Annotated in this window: 21 protein-coding genes; 8 read left to right on the plus strand and 13 right to left on the minus strand. The window is 59.2% G+C overall.

Going from position 1 to position 17,583, the window contains the following annotated elements; genetic code table 11:
* Nucleotides 1–230 precede the first annotated feature (230 nt).
* Together Q6L55_11200 and Q6L55_11205 are read right to left on the minus strand one after the other, a co-directional pair.
* Nucleotides 231–362 carry a hypothetical protein gene (locus Q6L55_11200; GenBank protein MEN9259274.1) on the minus strand — a complete coding sequence of 44 codons (132 nt, stop codon included), beginning with the start codon at nucleotides 360–362 and terminating at the stop codon, nucleotides 231–233.
* Nucleotides 363–425: 63 nt separating this feature from the next.
* Nucleotides 426–1,421, minus strand: coding sequence for a glycosyltransferase (locus Q6L55_11205; GenBank protein ID MEN9259275.1), 996 nt, complete (start codon nucleotides 1,419–1,421; stop codon nucleotides 426–428).
* A 77-nt stretch (nucleotides 1,422–1,498) separates the two neighbouring features.
* Between Q6L55_11205 and Q6L55_11210 the strand changes: the two genes are divergently transcribed.
* Nucleotides 1,499–2,167 carry a class I SAM-dependent methyltransferase gene (locus Q6L55_11210; protein ID MEN9259276.1) on the plus strand — a complete coding sequence of 223 codons (669 nt, stop codon included), beginning with the start codon at nucleotides 1,499–1,501 and terminating at the stop codon, nucleotides 2,165–2,167.
* Nucleotides 2,152–3,438 (plus strand): phosphoribosylamine--glycine ligase, encoded by a 1,287-nt coding sequence (gene purD / locus Q6L55_11215; protein ID MEN9259277.1) that lies wholly within the window; start codon nucleotides 2,152–2,154, stop codon nucleotides 3,436–3,438. Before Q6L55_11210 ends, purD begins: the two co-directional genes overlap by 16 nt.
* 1 nt (nucleotide 3,439) lies before the next feature.
* On the opposite strand, the gene infC is transcribed toward purD, so the two are convergent.
* The 5 genes from infC to Q6L55_11240 all read right to left on the minus strand — a co-directional run bounded on the left by infC (nucleotide 3,440) and on the right by Q6L55_11240 (nucleotide 5,633).
* Nucleotides 3,440–3,982, minus strand: a complete 543-nt coding sequence (gene infC, locus Q6L55_11220) for a translation initiation factor IF-3 (protein ID MEN9259278.1) — start codon at nucleotides 3,980–3,982, stop codon at nucleotides 3,440–3,442.
* Between the two features lie 107 nt (nucleotides 3,983–4,089).
* Nucleotides 4,090–4,305, minus strand: coding sequence for a 30S ribosomal protein S18 (rpsR, locus tag Q6L55_11225; protein ID MEN9259279.1), 216 nt, complete (start codon nucleotides 4,303–4,305; stop codon nucleotides 4,090–4,092).
* 3 nt (nucleotides 4,306–4,308) lie between these two features.
* Nucleotides 4,309–4,503, minus strand: a complete 195-nt coding sequence (gene rpmG / locus Q6L55_11230; protein MEN9259280.1) for a 50S ribosomal protein L33 — start codon at nucleotides 4,501–4,503, stop codon at nucleotides 4,309–4,311.
* Between the two features lie 55 nt (nucleotides 4,504–4,558).
* On the minus strand, nucleotides 4,559–4,915 hold the full coding sequence (locus Q6L55_11235; protein MEN9259281.1) for a YraN family protein: 357 nt from the start codon (nucleotides 4,913–4,915) through the stop codon (nucleotides 4,559–4,561).
* Nucleotides 4,908–5,633, minus strand: coding sequence for a pentapeptide repeat-containing protein (locus Q6L55_11240; protein MEN9259282.1), 726 nt, complete (start codon nucleotides 5,631–5,633; stop codon nucleotides 4,908–4,910). Before Q6L55_11240 ends, Q6L55_11235 begins: the two co-directional genes overlap by 8 nt.
* A gap of 118 nt (nucleotides 5,634–5,751) precedes the next feature.
* Here Q6L55_11240 and Q6L55_11245 point away from each other — a divergent pair, with 118 nt between their 5' ends.
* Nucleotides 5,752–7,035 carry an N-acetylmuramoyl-L-alanine amidase gene (locus tag Q6L55_11245; protein MEN9259283.1) on the plus strand — a complete coding sequence of 428 codons (1,284 nt, stop codon included), beginning with the start codon at nucleotides 5,752–5,754 and terminating at the stop codon, nucleotides 7,033–7,035.
* 551 nt (nucleotides 7,036–7,586) lie between these two features.
* Here the strand turns inward: Q6L55_11245 and Q6L55_11250 are convergent.
* Genes Q6L55_11250 through mnmG form a run of 3 tightly spaced genes read right to left on the minus strand, consistent with a single transcriptional unit; the run spans nucleotide 7,587 to nucleotide 10,628 of the window.
* Nucleotides 7,587–7,943 (minus strand): hypothetical protein, encoded by a 357-nt coding sequence (locus tag Q6L55_11250; protein MEN9259284.1) that lies wholly within the window; start codon nucleotides 7,941–7,943, stop codon nucleotides 7,587–7,589.
* A gap of 19 nt (nucleotides 7,944–7,962) precedes the next feature.
* The gene (locus Q6L55_11255) at nucleotides 7,963–8,748 is read right to left on the minus strand and encodes a hypothetical protein (GenBank protein MEN9259285.1); all 786 of its coding nucleotides are present in this window, start codon (nucleotides 8,746–8,748) and stop codon (nucleotides 7,963–7,965) included.
* Entirely contained in the window at nucleotides 8,745–10,628 is a 1,884-nt protein-coding gene (mnmG, locus tag Q6L55_11260; protein ID MEN9259286.1) for a tRNA uridine-5-carboxymethylaminomethyl(34) synthesis enzyme MnmG, read from the minus strand. Before mnmG ends, Q6L55_11255 begins: the two co-directional genes overlap by 4 nt.
* A 59-nt stretch (nucleotides 10,629–10,687) precedes the next feature.
* On the opposite strand from mnmG, the gene Q6L55_11265 reads away from it, so the two are divergent.
* The gene (locus Q6L55_11265) at nucleotides 10,688–11,410 is read left to right on the plus strand and encodes an HAD family hydrolase (GenBank protein ID MEN9259287.1); all 723 of its coding nucleotides are present in this window, start codon (nucleotides 10,688–10,690) and stop codon (nucleotides 11,408–11,410) included.
* Here the strand turns inward: Q6L55_11265 and Q6L55_11270 are convergent.
* Nucleotides 11,375–12,214: an undecaprenyl-diphosphate phosphatase gene (locus Q6L55_11270; GenBank protein MEN9259288.1), complete on the minus strand. Its 840-nt coding sequence runs from the start codon at nucleotides 12,212–12,214 to the stop codon at nucleotides 11,375–11,377. The two genes, Q6L55_11265 and Q6L55_11270, sit on opposite strands and share 36 nt — an antisense overlap.
* A gap of 94 nt (nucleotides 12,215–12,308) precedes the next feature.
* Here Q6L55_11270 and Q6L55_11275 point away from each other — a divergent pair, with 94 nt between their 5' ends.
* Nucleotides 12,309–13,346 (plus strand): adenylate/guanylate cyclase domain-containing protein, encoded by a 1,038-nt coding sequence (locus tag Q6L55_11275; GenBank protein MEN9259289.1) that lies wholly within the window; start codon nucleotides 12,309–12,311, stop codon nucleotides 13,344–13,346.
* 5 nt (nucleotides 13,347–13,351) lie between these two features.
* Nucleotides 13,352–14,314 carry a TIGR04168 family protein gene (locus tag Q6L55_11280; protein MEN9259290.1) on the plus strand — a complete coding sequence of 321 codons (963 nt, stop codon included), beginning with the start codon at nucleotides 13,352–13,354 and terminating at the stop codon, nucleotides 14,312–14,314.
* Here the strand turns inward: Q6L55_11280 and Q6L55_11285 are convergent.
* Nucleotides 14,205–14,693, minus strand: coding sequence for a pentapeptide repeat-containing protein (locus Q6L55_11285; protein MEN9259291.1), 489 nt, complete (start codon nucleotides 14,691–14,693; stop codon nucleotides 14,205–14,207). The genes Q6L55_11280 and Q6L55_11285 overlap by 110 nt on opposite strands.
* Nucleotides 14,694–14,820: 127 nt before the next feature.
* On the opposite strand from Q6L55_11285, the gene Q6L55_11290 reads away from it, so the two are divergent.
* Nucleotides 14,821–15,801 carry a CsgG/HfaB family protein gene (locus Q6L55_11290; GenBank protein MEN9259292.1) on the plus strand — a complete coding sequence of 327 codons (981 nt, stop codon included), beginning with the start codon at nucleotides 14,821–14,823 and terminating at the stop codon, nucleotides 15,799–15,801.
* Nucleotides 15,802–15,804: 3 nt separating this feature from the next.
* The gene (mscL, locus tag Q6L55_11295) at nucleotides 15,805–16,215 is read left to right on the plus strand and encodes a large conductance mechanosensitive channel protein MscL (protein ID MEN9259293.1); all 411 of its coding nucleotides are present in this window, start codon (nucleotides 15,805–15,807) and stop codon (nucleotides 16,213–16,215) included.
* On the opposite strand, the gene Q6L55_11300 is transcribed toward mscL, so the two are convergent.
* Nucleotides 16,195–17,262: an EAL domain-containing protein gene (locus tag Q6L55_11300; GenBank protein ID MEN9259294.1), complete on the minus strand. Its 1,068-nt coding sequence runs from the start codon at nucleotides 17,260–17,262 to the stop codon at nucleotides 16,195–16,197. The genes mscL and Q6L55_11300 overlap by 21 nt on opposite strands.
* Nucleotides 17,263–17,583: the final 321 nt, after the last annotated feature.

Genomic DNA, 17,583 nt, shown 5'->3' on the forward strand with positions numbered 1-17,583 from the left:
GCCGCATGGAGCAAGCCCTCACTAAGCAAGTGGAAGTTTTCTTAAAAAACTTGTTTAGTGAGCGGTATAAGGCACTGGGATTGATTGAAGGGAACAAATACTTTCAGTCAGTCCCTAAACCCGAGGTGTGGATAAATGTCCATAAAAGGGATATTTGTCCATGCTAAGGGATACTCCGCCAACTCCCACTGGTCCCTAAAAGGGATATTTGTCTATGCTAAGGGATACTCTTAGTAAGCGTACTTGAGGGCCAGGACCAGTAGGGCAGCGACGACGCCGAGGATGAGTAGCCCGCCGGTGAGGACCACCAGGGGATTGTCGGCGTTATCAAACCGCATCGGTCCTTGGTTCATTTCCTGCATAAGCGTGGCTCCTGTAAACTCCCCACCTTCAACCCTAGCGAAAAGGTTGCCGGGGTAGGGGAATCATCGCCATTTTTTTAACAGTCGCCGCATGTGGACGGTCCACCGTTCCATCCGTTGCCGCCAGAGACGCGCCGGTGTGAAAGGGGCAATGTCCCCCTGCGGATGGTGCTGGCGGTAGTCAAAAAAGGCATCGAGGGCCTGCCAAATGCGTTGCAGTCTGGCCTTGACCTGGGGAGCGCGATATTCCGCCAGGAACTCAGGAGGAACAGGAGGCGGCGGCGTCTGTAGGGCCTGTAGAATCCGCTGCAGGTCATAGCCGGAGTCATAACAGCCGATTTGCTGGCAATTGCCCCCGGGGTCCAGGTAATCCGCTAGGCCGCCGTTGACACTGGAAAAGACTTGGCAGCCGCACGCCAGCGCTTCCAAGGGCGGTAGACCAAACCCTTCGCTGACCCCCCGCACCGCCCAGTACATAGCGGAGTCGTAGAGATAAAGGCGGCTGCGATTGAACAGGTCGGCCAGGTCGGGCACAAAAGTATCCACAATCTCGACCCGGCAATGGCGTTGGAGTTTGGGCGCCAGTTGCTTCAGGAGATAGGGGGAGGATTTGCGGGCCATGATCAACACGTCAATGTCCCGGGGCTGGTGGCGGTTGGTGAATTCATCGCTGAGGACGTTGGGCAGGTAGTAAATGGGGGCGTGGGGTGCTTTTTGTCCCCAATAACCCATGCTGTGGCGGCTGACCGTCACAATGGGCACGCCGGGTGGGATGGCGAATCCGTAACCCACGCTGTGGGCATGGTAAACCACCGGATAGGCCCGTAACCGTCGTAATAGACGCGGGACATGAAACCCCCAACTGACCACGAAAATGCCGGAAACGGGTTGTTGGAGCAGGTCGGCTAAAAACAGACGCCCGGGTTCCCGTTGCTGGTAGGTCACTAACTCCGCTGGGCCAAGGGATTGGGCTAACGCCAGGGTTTTCAACTCGGCCCACAGACCGCCACAGTGGTAGCGGGGATCGGTGCCGGGGACCAGAAAGTACAAAGGCCGCATGGCGTCGTTTTTATCTAGATTTTTTCCCCACTGTACAGAAAACTGGCATGATTAGAAATAGTGTCTGTCAGGGTTGAATGGTGTCCCGCTGTACCCTGCCGTTAACACCGGCGCTTTACGGCTACTTGCTGGAACACTCCCTGCGGGAGCCGGCCCTTTTGCAACAACTCCGGTCCGAAACCCAGGGATTGCCGGGAGCGGAGATGCAAATTGCGCCGGATCAGGGGCAATTCATGGCTCTGTTGGTGCAGTTGATGGGGGCGCGACGGGCCTTAGAGATCGGCGTATTTACTGGTTACAGCAGTCTGGTGGTGGCCCTGGCCCTGCCTGCGGATGGTCGCCTGGTCGCCTGTGATATTGACCCAGAAACCACCCAAGTCGCCCGGCGCTACTGGGAGAAGGCAGGGGTGGCCCACAAGATTGACCTGCGAATCGGGCCGGCCCAGGCGACATTGGCGGATTTGTTGGCCCAGGGGGAAGCCGGACAGTACGATTTCGCCTTTATTGACGCCGATAAGGAAAATTACGGGATTTATTACGAGCAGTGCCTGCAATTGCTGCGTCCCGGCGGTTTGTTGCTGGTGGACAACGTGTTGTGGGGCGGGAGGGTGATCGATCCCCAGGCCCAGGATGCTGCCACCCAGGCGATTCGCACCTTTAACCGCAAGGTTTATCACGATGAACGGGTGCTGCTGAGTATGCTACCGGTGGCGGATGGTTTGACGCTGGTGTGGAAACGGCCATGAGGGTGCTGGTGGTCGGAGGGGGTGGGCGGGAACATGCGTTGGCCTGGAAGCTGGCCCAATCGCCCCAGGTAACGAAAGTGTTTTGCGTGCCGGGCAACGGGGGGACGGCTATGCTCCCCAAGTGTGTCAATATGCCCATGCTGCCGGTGGACCAGGAGGGAATTGGCCGTTTGGCGGTGGTGCAGGGGGTGGGATTGGTAGTCATCGGTCCGGAAGCACCCCTGGCGATGGGGTTGGCAGACCACCTGCGGCAACAGGGGTTGTTGGTTTTGGGGCCGGGGCAAGCGGGCGCCCAACTGGAGGCGAGCAAAGTCTGGGCCAAGGAACTGATGCTAGCGGAGGGGATTCCCACTGCCCCTGCCCAGGTTTTTCGGGAATTGGCCCCCGCTCAGGCCTACATCGAACAACAACCCCTGCCGGTGGTGGTCAAGGTGGACGGTTTAGCCGCCGGTAAGGGGGTGACGGTGGCCCAAACCCACGGGGAGGCGGTCCAGGCGGTGCAGGCAGCCCTGGCGGGGAAATTCGGGACAGCCGGGCAACGGGTCCTGGTGGAAACGTTTTTACCGGGGCAGGAGGTATCGGTCCTGGCGCTGACGGATGGCCAAACCCTGTATCCCCTGTTGCCGGCCCAGGATTACAAGCGCGTAGGGGTTGGAGATACGGGTCCCAATACGGGAGGGATGGGGGCCTGCGCACCGGTGCCCTGGATGACGCCGGAACTCCAGCAGCGAGTGGAACGGGAGATTTTTCAGCCCCTGTTGGCGGCGCTCCGGCGGCGAGGCATTGACTACCGGGGGGTCATTTACGCAGGATTGATGGTTACGCCGACAGGGGACCCGATGGTGGTGGAGTTCAACTGTCGTTTTGGGGACCCGGAAACCCAGGCTCTCTTGCCGTTGCTGGAGTCAGACCTGCTGGAGCTGGCGGTGGCCTGTGCCCAAGGGCAGTTGGCCGATGTTCCGCCCCCCCATTGGAAACCGGGCTACGCCGCTACGGTGGTCGTGGCGTCCGGCGGTTATCCTGGAGAATTCACCAAGGGCTATCCGGTACAGGGTCTGGACCTGGCGGAAGCTACCGGCGCCTTGGTCTTCCACAGCGGCACCCGGCGGGAACGCAACCAAATCCTTACCGATGGGGGGCGGGTCTTCAGCGTGACGGGCTACGGTGAAACCCTGGCGGATGCCCTCACCCAGGCCTACGCCGCCGTGAAGCACATCCACTTTACCAACAGTTACTACCGCAGCGATATCGGCTGGCGCCTGCAGCAATAGGTTACTTCTTGGGCATCAATACCATAATCATATTGCGGCCTTCTTTTTGGGGCACCTGTTGCACCTCCCCTACCTCCTGCACATCGTTGGCCAGCCGTTTGAGTAGATCTTCCGCCAATTCGCTGTGTTGGGACTCCCGCCCGCGAAAGGTGATGGTGACCTTGACCTTGTCCCCCTCTTTCAAAAACCGCCGGGCCTGGTTTACCCGCACCTGGTAATCGTGGTCGTCAATGTTGTAACGCATTTTCACTTCCTTGACTTCCACCGTCTGCTGTTTTTTCTTGGCCTCGCGCGCTTTTTTCTCCTGCTGGAACTTGTACTTGCCGTAGTCCATGATGCGGCACACCGGTGGGTCGGCTTTTTCGCTGATCAGCACCAGGTCCAGTTCCTTCTCCTGGGCTAAAGCTAGGGCCTCCCGGGGGGACATGATCCCCAGTTGGGTACCGTCCACATCGATCAACCGAATCTTGGGGTACCGAATCCGCTCGTTAATGTTCGGTATAGCGCGGTTGTTCGGTCGTTTTGAGGGGGGAGTCGCCGTCACAAATCCGTCAATGGAACAACAGTGAACAATTCCCAAATCAGGGTATTAACCCTCCTGGGTTGGGGAGACAATCGTTGCCCCCAGTTTAGCATAAGGTTACCCAACCCCTAACCCTCCCGATTTACAAAGGGTAACAGAGCCAGGATCCGCGCCCGCTTGATGGCCCGGGTAATCTGCCGCTGCTGCTTGGCCGTTAACCCCGTTACCCGTCGGGGCAGAATCTTGCCCTGATCGCTAATAAATTTCCGCAACAAGTCAACGTCCTTGTAATCAATCGGGTCACTGGGTTTGATCGGAGAGACCCGTCGCCGATAAAACGTCATAGCCTACTTCGTCTCCCGATGCAGGGTGTGTTTGTTGCAATAGGGGCAGTATTTCTTCAACTCCAGCCGTCCGGTGGTGTTACGGCGATTCTTGGTGGTGGTGTACCGGGAAACGCCCGCCGCCCGCTTGTTCGGGTTGGTCCGGCATTCCGTACACTCCAGCGTAATAATCAGCCGTACACCTTTGTTCTTGGCCATAACTGCCCTGCGTGTACAAAATGTGACATCTCCTAAGTATAACCCAAATTCCTGTTTACGACAAGGCCCCGGTTAAGTACCGCCACAGCACATATCGCCGCCCCGTCCAGCGCACCAGAGCCACATCCAGGCGACAGGGGAGGTGCTGCCACTGGGGATGTTGGCTCAGGAAAACGGCTGCTGCCTGCTGCAGGCGGGTTTGTTGACGGGGGGTAATGGCCGCAGCGCCATCGGCGTCCCAGTTGCCGGCCTTACGGGTTTTAACCTCAATAAACACCACCACCTCCCCGGCCAGCATCACCAGGTCCAGTTCTCCCCACTGACAGCGCCAGCGGTGGGCCAGCAGTTGCCATCCTTGGCGTTGTAAATGGGCTGCCAGCCAGTTTTCCCCACCGCGCCCGGTGTCAAGCATGGGCAATGGGCGGTTTTTCCAGTAATACGGCACCAACAAGGATGGCCCGGTCAAAGATCGCGCCCGTGATATCGGCATCGGTCAAATCGGCCTCCCGGAGATTAGCGCTGCTTAGGTCGCACTGAATCAAGCTGGCCCCGTTCAATTTGGCCTGGCGGAGGTTGGCGCCGTTGAGGATGCAACTGGAGAGTTTAGCGCGGCTCAGCATGGCTCCCTGGAGGATGGCGCGGGATAGATCGGCTCCCCGTAACGAGGCCGCCGTTAAATTGGCCTGCCGCAGATTGGCCCGGCTTAAATCCGCATCCCAGAGATTGGCTTGGCTGAGGTCCGCTTGGGTGAGATTGGCGCTGCTGAGGAGGGACCGGCTCAAATCCGCCTCCACCAATCGGGCGTGGCTGAGGTCCGCCATACAGAGATTGGCCCCCCCCAAATCCGCCTGGGTTAAATCGGCTTGCCATAAAATGGTGCCGCTGAGTTTGGCCATGACCAGCCCCGCCCCCTTGAGAAAGGCACCGCTCAAATCCGCCTCCCGCAGGATGGCCTGGTTTAATATCGCCCCTTCGAGATTGGTCTCGGTTAGATAGGTGCCACTCAATTTGGCCGCTGTTAGGTCAATGCCCCGTAAATCCGCCCCCGATAAATCTACACCGCTGAGATTAACCCGACTGAAATTCCGTTCCCCTTGGGCATAAAGCGCTAAGAGTTCGGCCGCGTCCATGGACTGGATTTCCTCAGGGTGTGGGCGACAAGGGTAGATCAACTACGGGAACATTTGACGACTCGTTTTGATCTTACCCTAAGTCGGCGGATGGGCAGCGATTCTGGCGAATCAAACCTTGGGTGAAGCAAAGGGGTGTGAGGTGCGATTTTGGGGGGGATGGGGTACGGTAGGGCTGGTGGTGGCGGGGCTGGCTCTGCCGGGGTGGGCCCAGGCGACGTTGCAATCCTGGCGGTATGACGCCCAAAGGCAGCAGTTGCACTTCCAAACGGACCACCCTACCCAACCCCAGGTGCAGGTGGTGGGGCAACAGCGGGTGGTCATTGACCTGCCGGCAACCCGTTGGCCCTATCCCCCGGTTGAGCAGTCCTTCGGTTCGACGACGGTGCGGGTCGCCCAGTATCAACCGGAAGTCGTGCGGTTGGTGGTGGCCTTGCCGCAGGTTATTAGCACTGACCAGGTGCGGTTACAACTCCAGGGCCAGGGATGGTCGGTGGACTGGTCAAGGCCCCCAGGGGTCAGGACCGTGCTCCAAGCGGCCCAGCGCCAGGGGCAAGGGATTTTACTGCACCTCAGCGGTCCGGCGGTGGGGGGACGCGTAACCCGCTCCCTCGACCGGCAATGGTTGTATGTGGATTTACCCAACACCGGCCTCAGTAGGGAATTGCAAAACCAAACCCGTCCCTACAACCTGCGGGCGGAAATCACCAGCACTGGTCACACCCGGCTGATGCTCGAAGTCCGCACCGGCGACCCGGATTGGCAGCTCGTCAGGGTCCCCCAGGGTCTGTTACTGCGACCCGCACCGGTCGTTACTCGTCCCCCGGGGAGCACCCCCAACCGCTCCCGTTTTGTGGTGTTTCTCGACCCGGGTCATGGGGGCAGCGATCCCGGGGCCATTGGTCGGGGGGGGATCCGTGAAAAAGACATCGTCCTGGACATCAGTCGGCGGGTGGCTCGTCTGTTAGAGGCCCAAGGGGTGCGCACAGTGTTGTCTCGCAATCGGGATGTAGATATGGATTTGGCACCCCGGGTGGCTTTGGCGGAACGGGTCAGGGCCACCGTGTTCGTCAGCCTTCACGCCAATGCGCTGCACCTGAGCCGTCCCGATGTCAACGGCGTAGAAACCTACTACTACCAAACGGGACAATGGCTGGCCCGCAGTATTCACAAAAACGTTTTGCGACAAACCAATGCACGGGATCGGGGCGTTCGCCAGGCCCGTTTTTACGTCCTGCGCCGGAGTTCTATGCGGGCGACGTTGGTGGAGGTGGGCTATGTCACCGGTGCCGAGGACGCTCCCCGTCTGGCTCATCCCACCTATCGGCAGCAAATTGCCCAGGGCATTAGCCAAGGCATTATTCGTTACCTGGACAACCTGGCCCGCCAACAAATGAAGTAGGGGTGGGCGCGGTAAAAGCCGATGGCCGTCCTGGAGGGGCGCGTGGTGTCTCCAGCGGGATTCCCAGGCCCGATCCCCACAAACGCACGATTCGCCTCCTGCAAACTCTGAACCAGCAGGACATGCCCAACCGCGAGTGGCATCTCGGAGACGACAGCGTTTTACGCCCTGCAGCTCAGAGTCATCTCGAGAACCCCTTAGACCCCCGTTCTAACCAGACCTATCAGTGATCCATGATTCGTTCAACAACGTCACGCCCTGCAATTCGTGGGGACCGGCATTTTCACCACAGCACAGAAAACGCAAGTTTTTTGTCACTGATGAAACAACCTTAAAACCGCAACTTTCAGCGATTTTTGCAAGCTCAGCCCTTGGGCATGCACCCAATCCAGTGAAACAGATTTGGGGACGATTGTCTGGTGGCTTCTTTTTTTGGGCCTTTTAGATCAATTGCCCTGTCTCCGCCTCGGTGAGTTTTGCGATTTCTCCCCCGGTCAAATCGGACCTTGACAGCAGAATCTTTTTCGCCTTTTCACTCACCATAGGCCAGTTCAGCTCCAGAACCCCTCCCAATCAGGACATTGGGTTCCTTCCACACCGTAGGGGTGCATGGCACACACCAGAATCTGGCCGTTATAGACCTGACCGTGATAATGCTTGCAGCCGACGCAGGCCGGTTGGTTCATCAGCAACGGGTCCAGCGTGCGGGCTAAAGGTTGGGCCAAGCCGGAGAGAGCCTCTTCCAACCAAACCGTGGTTTCAGTAATGGAGGTCTCCCACTCCCACAGCATGTCTTCAACCTGGTCATTCCAGGTCTCCAGCTTCTCCAGCCATTGTTGGACCTGGTTTTCCCAATCCAGAATGACTTCTACCAACGAACCACTCAGTCGTTGCCACCAGTCCGGCATCGGTCTTTCTCCCCCCGCTTTAATCGGTCACCTCCTGCCCCACTAGGATCACCCGCTGTTGCTGGCCCTTGCCCAAGACCACCTCCCGCTCCCGCACTTCCCTAAGTTGCCAGGGGGTGGACCCAATGGTTTCTCCAATAGAGACGTTCTGGGTGGTGTCGCCGATTTGAAACATCGCCACCGACTGGGGACCCATCTGCAACAGACCCACCAACACCGGGCGAGGACCGGGCTGGGGTGGCGGTAGGGTTGGAGAAACCACAGGGCTAGGGGGAACGATAGCTACTGGTGTAGGGACTACCGGCGGTTGGGGCATGGGCTTGACGACAACCGGCAGCGGGGGCGGCGGCAAAGAGACTGATGCTGGTGTAGGTTTGGGCTGAGGTGCAGGGGGTTTTTCGGGGATGTGGTCCAGGGCCTGATCCAAATAGGCAATAAATTCACCGTGGGGTGATGCAGCAAGTTGCGCCGCCGGTCGTGCTTGCCAACTGCGTTGCCAACCCCAGGTGCCCAGCATCACCACCACCCCTAACCCCAGCCAAATCCACCAGGGCAGGTCCCGTTCCACCGGGGTATCCACAAAAGCCGCCGTCAGGACGGGGTCCATGGGAGCGGGTGGCGAAGGACGATAGGCTAGGACAACGGCGTTTCCTGACGTAGGTTGGGCCGACGTAAGGGCCAGGATTTCCGGGACCGGTGGCAGGCAACGCTGGGGCGGCAACGGCTCCTCCAGACAGGCAAATACCTCGTCCAGCAGGGCTTCCGCCTCCGCTTCCCAGGGCGTTTCGGGCGTTGAGTGACTCATGCCGAAAGTTGCTGGTGCAGTTCTAGGTAGATGACCAAGGCTTGGATATCGGCGGGATTTACACCCCCAATGCGGGCGGCTTGACCAAGGGTGAGAGGGCGAACACGACTCAACTTCTCCCGCGCTTCCATTGATAGCGTAGAGATGCGGTAGTAGTCAATATCTGCGGGTAAGCGCCGGTGGGCTAATTTTTGCATCTGCTCGATTTGCTGCTGTTGGCGCTGGAGATAACCGGCATATTTCAACCGGATTTCTACACCCTCTTGTACCGCCCGCGGTAGGTTGTCATCCCCCAAGCCCCAGGCCACGAGGTCGCTGTAGTGAATCCCCGGTCGGGTGAGTAACTCCGCCAGGGTGACCGCTGTCCGTAGGGGTTCCCCAGCTGCTTGAATCTGGTCAGCCACCGGGTCATGGGGTTTGACGCGGATCTGCTGGAGTCGTTGCTGCTCGGCGGCGATCTGGCGTTGCTTGTCCAAGAAAATTTGCCAGCGCCGGTCGTCAATCAGACCGATTTCCCGTCCGAGGGGCGTCAAGCGTTCGTCGGCATTGTCGGCCCGCAAATGCAGCCGGTATTCCGAGCGGGAGGTCAACATGCGATAGGGTTCCCGCAAATCCCGCGTGCACAGGTCGTCAATAAGCGTGCCGATGTAGCTCTGCTCCCGGGGAAAAACGATCATGTCTTGGCCCTGGACATAGCGCGCTGCATTGATCCCCGCCACGATTCCCTGGGCAGCAGCTTCCTCATAGCCGGTGGTGCCGTTGATTTGCCCGGCGCAAAAAAGCCCCTGAATTTTTTTGGTCATGAGGGTGGGGAAACATTGGGTGGCCGGCAGGTAGTCGTATTCCACCGCATAGGCCGGACGCAACATCACGCAGTTTTCCAACCCCGGTAACGTGCGCAACAGGGCCAACTGCAAAGGCTCCGGCAGCCCGGTGGAAAACCCCTGCACATACAGCTCCGGAATGTCCCGCCCCTCGGGTTCTAAGAAGATTTGGTGGGATTCCTTGTCGGCAAAACGCACAATCTTGTCTTCAATGCTGGGGCAATAGCGCGGTCCCTTGGCGTCAATCCAGCCCCCGTACACCGGCGTGAGATGCAAGTTTTCCCGAATGATCCGGTGGGTTTCGGTTGTGGTGCGGGTTAAATAGCAGGGCAATTGCTCTCGCTCCTGCCAGACTGTCGGGTCAAAGCTGAACCAGCGCACCTGGGGGTCCCCGGGTTGGGGTTCTAGGCGGCTGTAGTCCACCGTGCGTTTGTCCACCCGCGCCGGCGTACCCGTTTTCAAACGCCCCACCTCAAACCCTAGGCGTCGCAGGCAATCGGTCAGCCCTTCGGCGGCAAATTCCCCGGCCCGTCCGGCGGCCATGGAGCGGTTGCCCACCCAAATCCGTCCCCCCAGAAAAGTGCCGGTGGTGAGAATAACCGCCTTGGCCGCAAAGCTGACGCCAAAGTAGGTGGTCACCCCCTGCACCTCGTCATTGGGACCAATGAGCAAATCCGTTACCATGCCTTCCCGCACCCAGAGGTTGGGCTGGTTCTCCACCACCTGGCGCATGACTCGGCTGTATTCCCGTTTATCCGTCTGCGCCCGCAAGGCCCATACCGCTGGCCCCCGGGAACTGTTGAGCAAACGTTTTTGCAAATAGGTGCGGTCGGTGATTTTGCCGATCTCCCCCCCCAGGGCATCTACCTCGTGCACCAACTGGGACTTGGCCGGTCCCCCCACGGCCGGGTTACAGGGCTGCCAGGCAATGCGGTCCAGATTCAACGTCAGCAACAGGGTACGGCACCCCAAGCGGGCTGTAGCCAAGGCCGCCTCACACCCGGCATGTCCGGCTCCTACCACAATGACATCAAAGGTGTCTTGAACATCCACCATCGTGCCCTTTTTTGCCCTGTTTCCTATTGTAAAATTGACCTACGGCGTTTTCCAGGTGGATGCAGCGGCTGACCCTGCTGACGGACTTTGACGGCCCCCTGGTGGATGTGTCGGAACGTTACTACCAGGTGTATCGGCTGTGTTTGCAAAACCTGCAGCGGCAGTATCCTGAGGCGCAGTTGACCTATCTGGATAAAGCCACGTTTTGGGCGCTCAAACGGGCCAAGGTTGCGGAAACGGATATCGGCATTCGCTCGGGATTGACACCGGTGCAAGCGCGTTTGTTTGCCCAGTGCCGCCAGCAGACCGTACACACGTTTCCCTACTTTGAACTGGACCGGTTACAGCCGGGGGTGAAAACCGTTCTAGCCCAGTTGGCCCAGCAGGGGGTGGCGGTTTGCGTCATCACCATGCGGCGGGAGCGGGAACTCACCTTTGCCCTGAGGCAATTTGCCCTGGAACCGCTGTTGTCGCGGGAGCGTTGCTATTGTGTGGCGGATGATTTTGTGAAAACGGCTGACCATCTGGACAAACCCCTGGTGCTGGCCCGCGCTTTGGCTGCCATTGCGCCTAGGGGGCCGGTGTGGATGGTGGGGGACACGGAAGCGGACATTATTGCTGCCCAGACCCACGGGATTCCGGTGGTGGCCGTCACTTGCGGCATTCGCGATGCGGTCACGCTGCAAAAGTACCAGCCCGATTTCCTTGAGCCGGACTTGGCCGGGGCGGTGCGGTTGATCCAATCCCTAGTGCAGGTAGCCCAGGCCCCAGCCCACCAGTAACAATACCCCCAATACCAGCCGATAGAGGATGAAGATGGCGGTGCTGTGGCGCTGCAGATACTTCAGCAAAAAATCAATGGCCAGGTAGGAAAACCCGAAGGCCGAGAGGGTTCCCCACACCACACTGCTTAAGCTTGCGGGTGTGAAGGCAATTTCGGTGAACAACTCCACGACACCTGCTAGCAAAAGGGCCGGAATACTCAGCAAAAAGGAAAAGCGGGCCGCCGTTTCTCGGTCCAGACCCACCAATAGCCCCCCCACCAAGGTGGCGCCCGAGCGGGACACCCCGGGAATCAGGGCCAAGGCCTGGGCGCAGCCTACCCAGAAGCCATCGCTGACCCGTAGGGCCTGCAGGTCCCGCTGGCGTCGGCCCACCCGTTCGGCCCAGGCCAGGAGTAATCCCACCCCAATCAATGCCCCAGCGATCACCGGCAATCCCCGCGGCGGTGAACCCACCGTCAGCTTCACCAGCGCCCCGGCTACCAGCAGCGGCACCGTTCCCACCACCAGACTCAGCATCAGCCGCGCCGGTAGGGACTGCCATTGGCGTTTGCGCACCGCCAGGAGGAAGCCTTGTCCCACCTGGGCCATATCCTGCCGGAAGTACCACAGGAGGGCTGCCAGGCTCCCCAACTGGATCACGGCGCTAAAGGACACCCCAAAATCCGGCCAGCCGAAAAACGCCGGCAGAATCCGCAGGTGGGCGATGCTACTGATGGGCAAAAACTCCGTCACCCCCTGGATAAACCCCAGCAGGATGGCCTGCCACCAGGAGGGTATAGGCGTCACGGCAAGGGTGGTCATCGCTGCTCTACACGACTGTCTATCTAGTGAACCACAATCCCATTGGGTTAGACTGGGAAGGGAAAGGGATTTTTTTGCCGATGGACAGGTCAGGGTGAATACTTCTGCGGCCTATTTGTTGATTACGACTCCCACCGGTGAACAATATATTCCTCTTGTGGGCGGTAACAGTTGGAGTATTGGTCGCGCCGACCGCAACGGCATTGTCCTGGCAGACCGGTGGGTATCCCGTCATCACGCCATGATCCAACGGTTGGATACGGGGGAGTATTACTTTATTGATTTCGGCAGTCGCAACGGTTCTTTTTTGCGGGGGCGACGCGTCAGTATTCCGGTGGTCCTGCAGGACGGGGACCAAATCACCGTGGGGGAAACCAAAATTACCTTTCACGTGCGTAATTCGGTGCCCCCCACGCCGCTTCCAGCCCCTGGGCCAGGGAAGGGCGACCAGGACCACGCCACCGAAGTGTTGCATGTGCGCTGCCTGATTTCCGTGCTGGTGGTGGACATCCGAGAGTATGGTCTCCTGGCACGGCAGTTGGATGAGGCCTTGCTGGCCCAGGCGATTGGCTCCTGGTTTCGCCAGGTGGGGGAAATCATCCAGCGTTTTGGCTCGCGGGTGGATAAATACATCGGCGATGCGGTGATGGCCGTCTGGATCCACAGCACCCAAGGTCCTTCTCAAAACGACATGTTGCGGTTGTTGCGCACGGTCTGGGCCATTGACAAAACCACCGCCAATTTGCACTACCAATATCCTTTGCCGGGGCCGTTGCGGGTGGGGGTGGGCCTCAACACCGGCTATGCTATGGTGGGCAACAGCGGTAGCGGTGAGCGCCCGGAGTACACCGCTTTAGGGGATACGGTGAATCTGGCGTTCCGGTTGGAGGCGGCCACCCGTAGCCTGGGGTTGGACCTGGCTATGGGGGAAAACACCTTCCGTTATATCCAGGACATGGACCAGGTCCACGAATTTTTCGCACCCTACACCACGATGCTGAAGGGCTACGACGAACCGGTGACCCTGTGGGGGATCTCGTTCAATCAACTGCGCCTGTTTTTGCAATTGCACAATCCCGAGGGGGGCACGCGCAACGGTACGTTTACGTTTCCATTGGGGCTACCAAATTGACCGGAGTGCGCATTGCCGTGGTGGGGGATGTCCATGGCCAGTGGCAGGAGGCGGACGCCTTGGCCTTGGAACATTTGCAGGTGGATTTGGTGCTGTTTGTGGGGGATTTCGGCAACGAGGCGGTGGAGGTGGTGGCGCAGGTGGCGGTCTTGCCCTGGCCCAAGGCGGTGGTGCTGGGGAATCACGACGCCTGGTACACGGCCACGGATTGGGGACGGCGCCAATGCCCCTATGACCCCAGCCGGGAGGACCGGTTTCGGCAGCAGTTGGACCTGCTGGGGGATGACCACGTGGGGTATGGCTGCCGGAAGTTTCCCCCCCTGGGGCTGGCGGTGGTGGGGGGACGGCCTTGTACGTGGGGAGGCGTCGAGTGGCAATGGGGCGACTTTTACCGGCAGTACTTTGGGGTCGAGGGTTGGGCAGCTTCCCAGGAGCGCATCCTGCAGGCCATCCGCCAGGCTCGGTCTCCCCAGGTGATCCTCCTCAATCACAATGGCCCCAGCGGTTTGGGCGGGGAACCCTGCGACCCCTGTGGCCGGGATTGGGCGCCCGTGGGGGGGGATTTCGGGGACCCGGATTTGGCCGGAGCGTTACACATGGCGCGTAGCCAAGGTATCTCTATCCCCCTGGTGGTCTTTGGCCACATGCATCGGCAGTTGCGGGGGAATTTGGGGCAACGGCGCATGGTGCATCAGGATGAGCAGGGGACGGTATATTTCAACGCCGCCGTCGTTCCGCGGATTCGCAACGGTCTTCACCATTTCGGCCTGGTCACACTGGGGGCTGATGGGGTTCAGAGCGCAGGCTACGTGTGGGTCCATCCCCAGGCGGGGGTGGTGCAAACCGAGTGGCTGTTCTTCAAGGGCAACCCAAGCTATCCCGCGTCGCCACTCCTGTCACCGGATTTACGCCGCTGGCCCGCTCACACAGCATCATCTGGGCATCCCGCCGCAACACCACACCCGTGAAATCCGCACCGGTAATGTCCGCGCCGGCAAAATTGGTGAGATAGGCGTAGGCGTCGGTGAGAATGGCGTTTTTTAAATTGGTATGGGTCATCAGGGCCATGTCCAGGGTGGCACCCGCCAGGTTGGCCCCCTCAAAGTTGGCTCGGTCCAGGTTGGCTCCGAAAAAACTCACTCCCCGCAGGTCGGCGCCGGCAAAGTTGGCCTGACGTAACAGGGCTTTGACAAAGCTGGCGTCGGTTAAATTGCGCCCGGAAAAATCGGCCCCCACCAGCATCCGTTTATTGTAGTCCTCGGCATGTACAGGTGGGCACAGCCACAGCCAAAGGAACAAAGCCACCGCTAACCAGCGTTTCCAGCCGCGCATTGTTTGTCTCCCCACCCAGCGGAAAGGGCAACTCCAACCTCAATTATAAGAATGTGCTAAGAATGTGCCCTGGGCAACGTTACGCCCGCCCCAAATGTGATAGGGTTTTGGGCAGAGTGGTGGGGAGCGTTTGGTTGGGGGAATGGCAGCAGGGCTGGGGAAGATAATGGCGCTATGCCTAATCGTCGGTGGAACCATTGGTTTTGTGGAGCCTCAAGGGGTCCAGGCTCAAGGTATGGGAATCGAGCAGCTCCAAGTCCAAACCAAGAAGCGCTTGGCAGTACTGGATTTTGACTTTGCCGGTACGGGGCTAAGCCTGTACGGCAATGTCGGACCGGCCAAGGGGGTAAGTGACCTATTGACCAATCGCCTCGCCCAAAACGGGACATTCATTGTGGTGGAACGGAGCCGGATTAACCAGATCCTGGCCGAACAAAATCTGGGGGCGGGCGGGCGAATTGAACCGGCGACGGCAGCCCAAATTGGTCGGCTTTTGGGGGCAGATGTCGTCATCATTGGCTCGATTACCCAATTCCATGTTGAACAAACTCAATCGGCGACGAACATCGGCTTTTTCGGGATAGCGACGGCCAGTGTCCAACAAAGAGCTGATGTAAAATTAGCCGCCCGCCTGGTCAACACTGCTACTGGTGAGGTTCTGGCGGTTGCGGAAGGGGCAGGGACGGCAGAACATGAAAGTGGTGGGGTCACCGTTTCGGGGATTGGTTCGGTCAAGGTCACAGATGCCCGTGATAAACTCTTGGTGGCAGCCGTCGAACAGGCGGTCAAGCAGGTTGTGGAAGGCATCGTGCAGCAGGAACCAACGATTGCCGCGCTGCCTCCGTTGCTGCCGGATGTGATCGCCATCGTGGCGGATGTGTCGCCGGGGCGGGTGGTGCTCAACAAGGGGGCCAAAGATGGCCTGCGCCCAGGGATGGTGATGTCTGTCGAACGGGTCGTCAAGGAAATCAAGGACCCCCAGACGGGCCAAGTCCTGCGCAAAGATACGCAACCGGTGGGACGGGTACAGTTGACCGAGGTGGATGGGGTGTCGGCAGTGGGGCGTATTCTCAGCGGGCGGGGCCTCCGGGTGGGTGACACCGCCAAGCCGGTCCCCAATTGATTTATGGTGAGACGACGGGTAGGGGCTGGAGTTGGCCAGTTTTGGCGCGAGTTTCAAGCTTTTGCCCTGCGGGGGAACCTCGTTGATTTAGCTGTTGCCGTCATCATTGGGGGCGCCTTCAACAAAATCATCACCTCCTTGGTGGAAGACCTGGTGATGCCCTTGATCAACCCCTTGATTCCCGGCGGCGACTGGCGGACATTGACCATTGGGCCAGGGGTCAAGATAGGTCATTTCCTGGGGGCGGTGGTGGACTTTTTCATCGTGGCATTGGTGTTGTTCTGGTCAGTGCGGTTGGTCTTGCTGGCCCGTCGTCCGTCTCCCACCTCCGCCCCGCCCGAGCCGACGACGGAGGAACGCCTGGTGCAGGCCATCGAACGTTTGAACGAACACCTAGACCGACGCCTGGGTTAAGAAATGGGGAATCTGACTCGCTGGCAGGGGCTGGCAAAATAAGTACCCCTGGGCCAAGTGACACCCCAAGCGCTGCAGGAATAACCGCTGCAAATCCCGTTCCACCCCCTCTGCCACCACCGTCATCCCCAAATTGATGCCCAGGTTCACCATGGCACCCACAATAATCTGCGCCCGACGGCTCGTACTGGCCAGAAAACACCGGTCAATTTTCAGGTATTGAATCGCCAGGTGGTGCAAACGCGCGAGGGACGAATAGCCCGTGCCAAAATCATCCAACGCCACAGCTACCCCCAACTCCTGCAACTTGCCCAGGTTATCGTTTACCGTCGGGATAGTCCCCAGGGCATGCCCTTCGGTAATCTCGAGGACCAATTGTTCTGGCTGGACGCCTGCTTGTTGCACCGCCAGGAGCACATCGGTCAGGAACTGGGGGTGGGCCAACTGCACCGGTGATACATTGACATGCATGCGCAACTCCCCCAACTGAGGAAACTGGGACTGCCACATTTGCAACTGGTGCAAGGACTGCTGAAGTACCCATCGGCCCAGGGGCACGATCAACCCCCGTGCTTCCGCCAGAGGCAAAAAGGCCGCCGGATGGAGCAACCCCCACTGGGGATGTTGCCAGCGCACCAGGGCTTCCAAGCCAACTGTCGCCCCCGTTCCTAGGTCCACCACCGGCTGGTAATGCAAGACCAATTGCTGCTGGGTCAAAGCGGTTTCCAGGTCATAGCCCTGGTCCTGTATTTTGGTGATGCCCCGGTCGGGACTGGGTTGATGGCCCACCATCTGTACAGTGACCACTACAGCCTCCACGCCGGGTTCTGCCAACTGATTGGTAAAGGTGAACTGCACCACTGGACAAGGGTCCTCCCCATTCCGCCAATACCCCTGCCAGGTAATATCGGTCCGGGGAGAAGCCAACACAGTCCGCCAGGCCCCCAGGGCTGCATCCATATCCACCGGGTAAAGAAATTCCCACCAGGGCCGACCAACAACCTCTGTTTGCTCCCCTACCCATGCTAATTGGTTCTGGATGTTCATGATGATCCCTTGCTCGTTGAGTCAGAGAAAGGCAGTGGGAGCGCCTTGCACGATTAGCATAAGAAAACCTAATTTAACTCCCCCAACGGACCTGGCCTTGCATGAAGGCAATCAACCTAGCAATTCCCATACCCGTTGCCCCAGCCATCCTAATAATTCAGGCCTAGGGTCATCATAGGCGATTCCCCCCGCCATCGTCATCCGTAAACCTACTCGGCCTGGCAGATCAACATCCCCGCCGGTTAGTCAAGAACCACCTTAACCCCGGGTTAATCTTGTCAAAATTGATACAGCATCATCAGGTCGTTTCCATCTTTTTCC

This window comes from Gloeomargarita sp. SRBZ-1_bins_9, assembly GCA_039794565.1.
Taxonomy (GTDB): Bacteria; Cyanobacteriota; Cyanobacteriia; order Gloeomargaritales; family Gloeomargaritaceae; genus Gloeomargarita.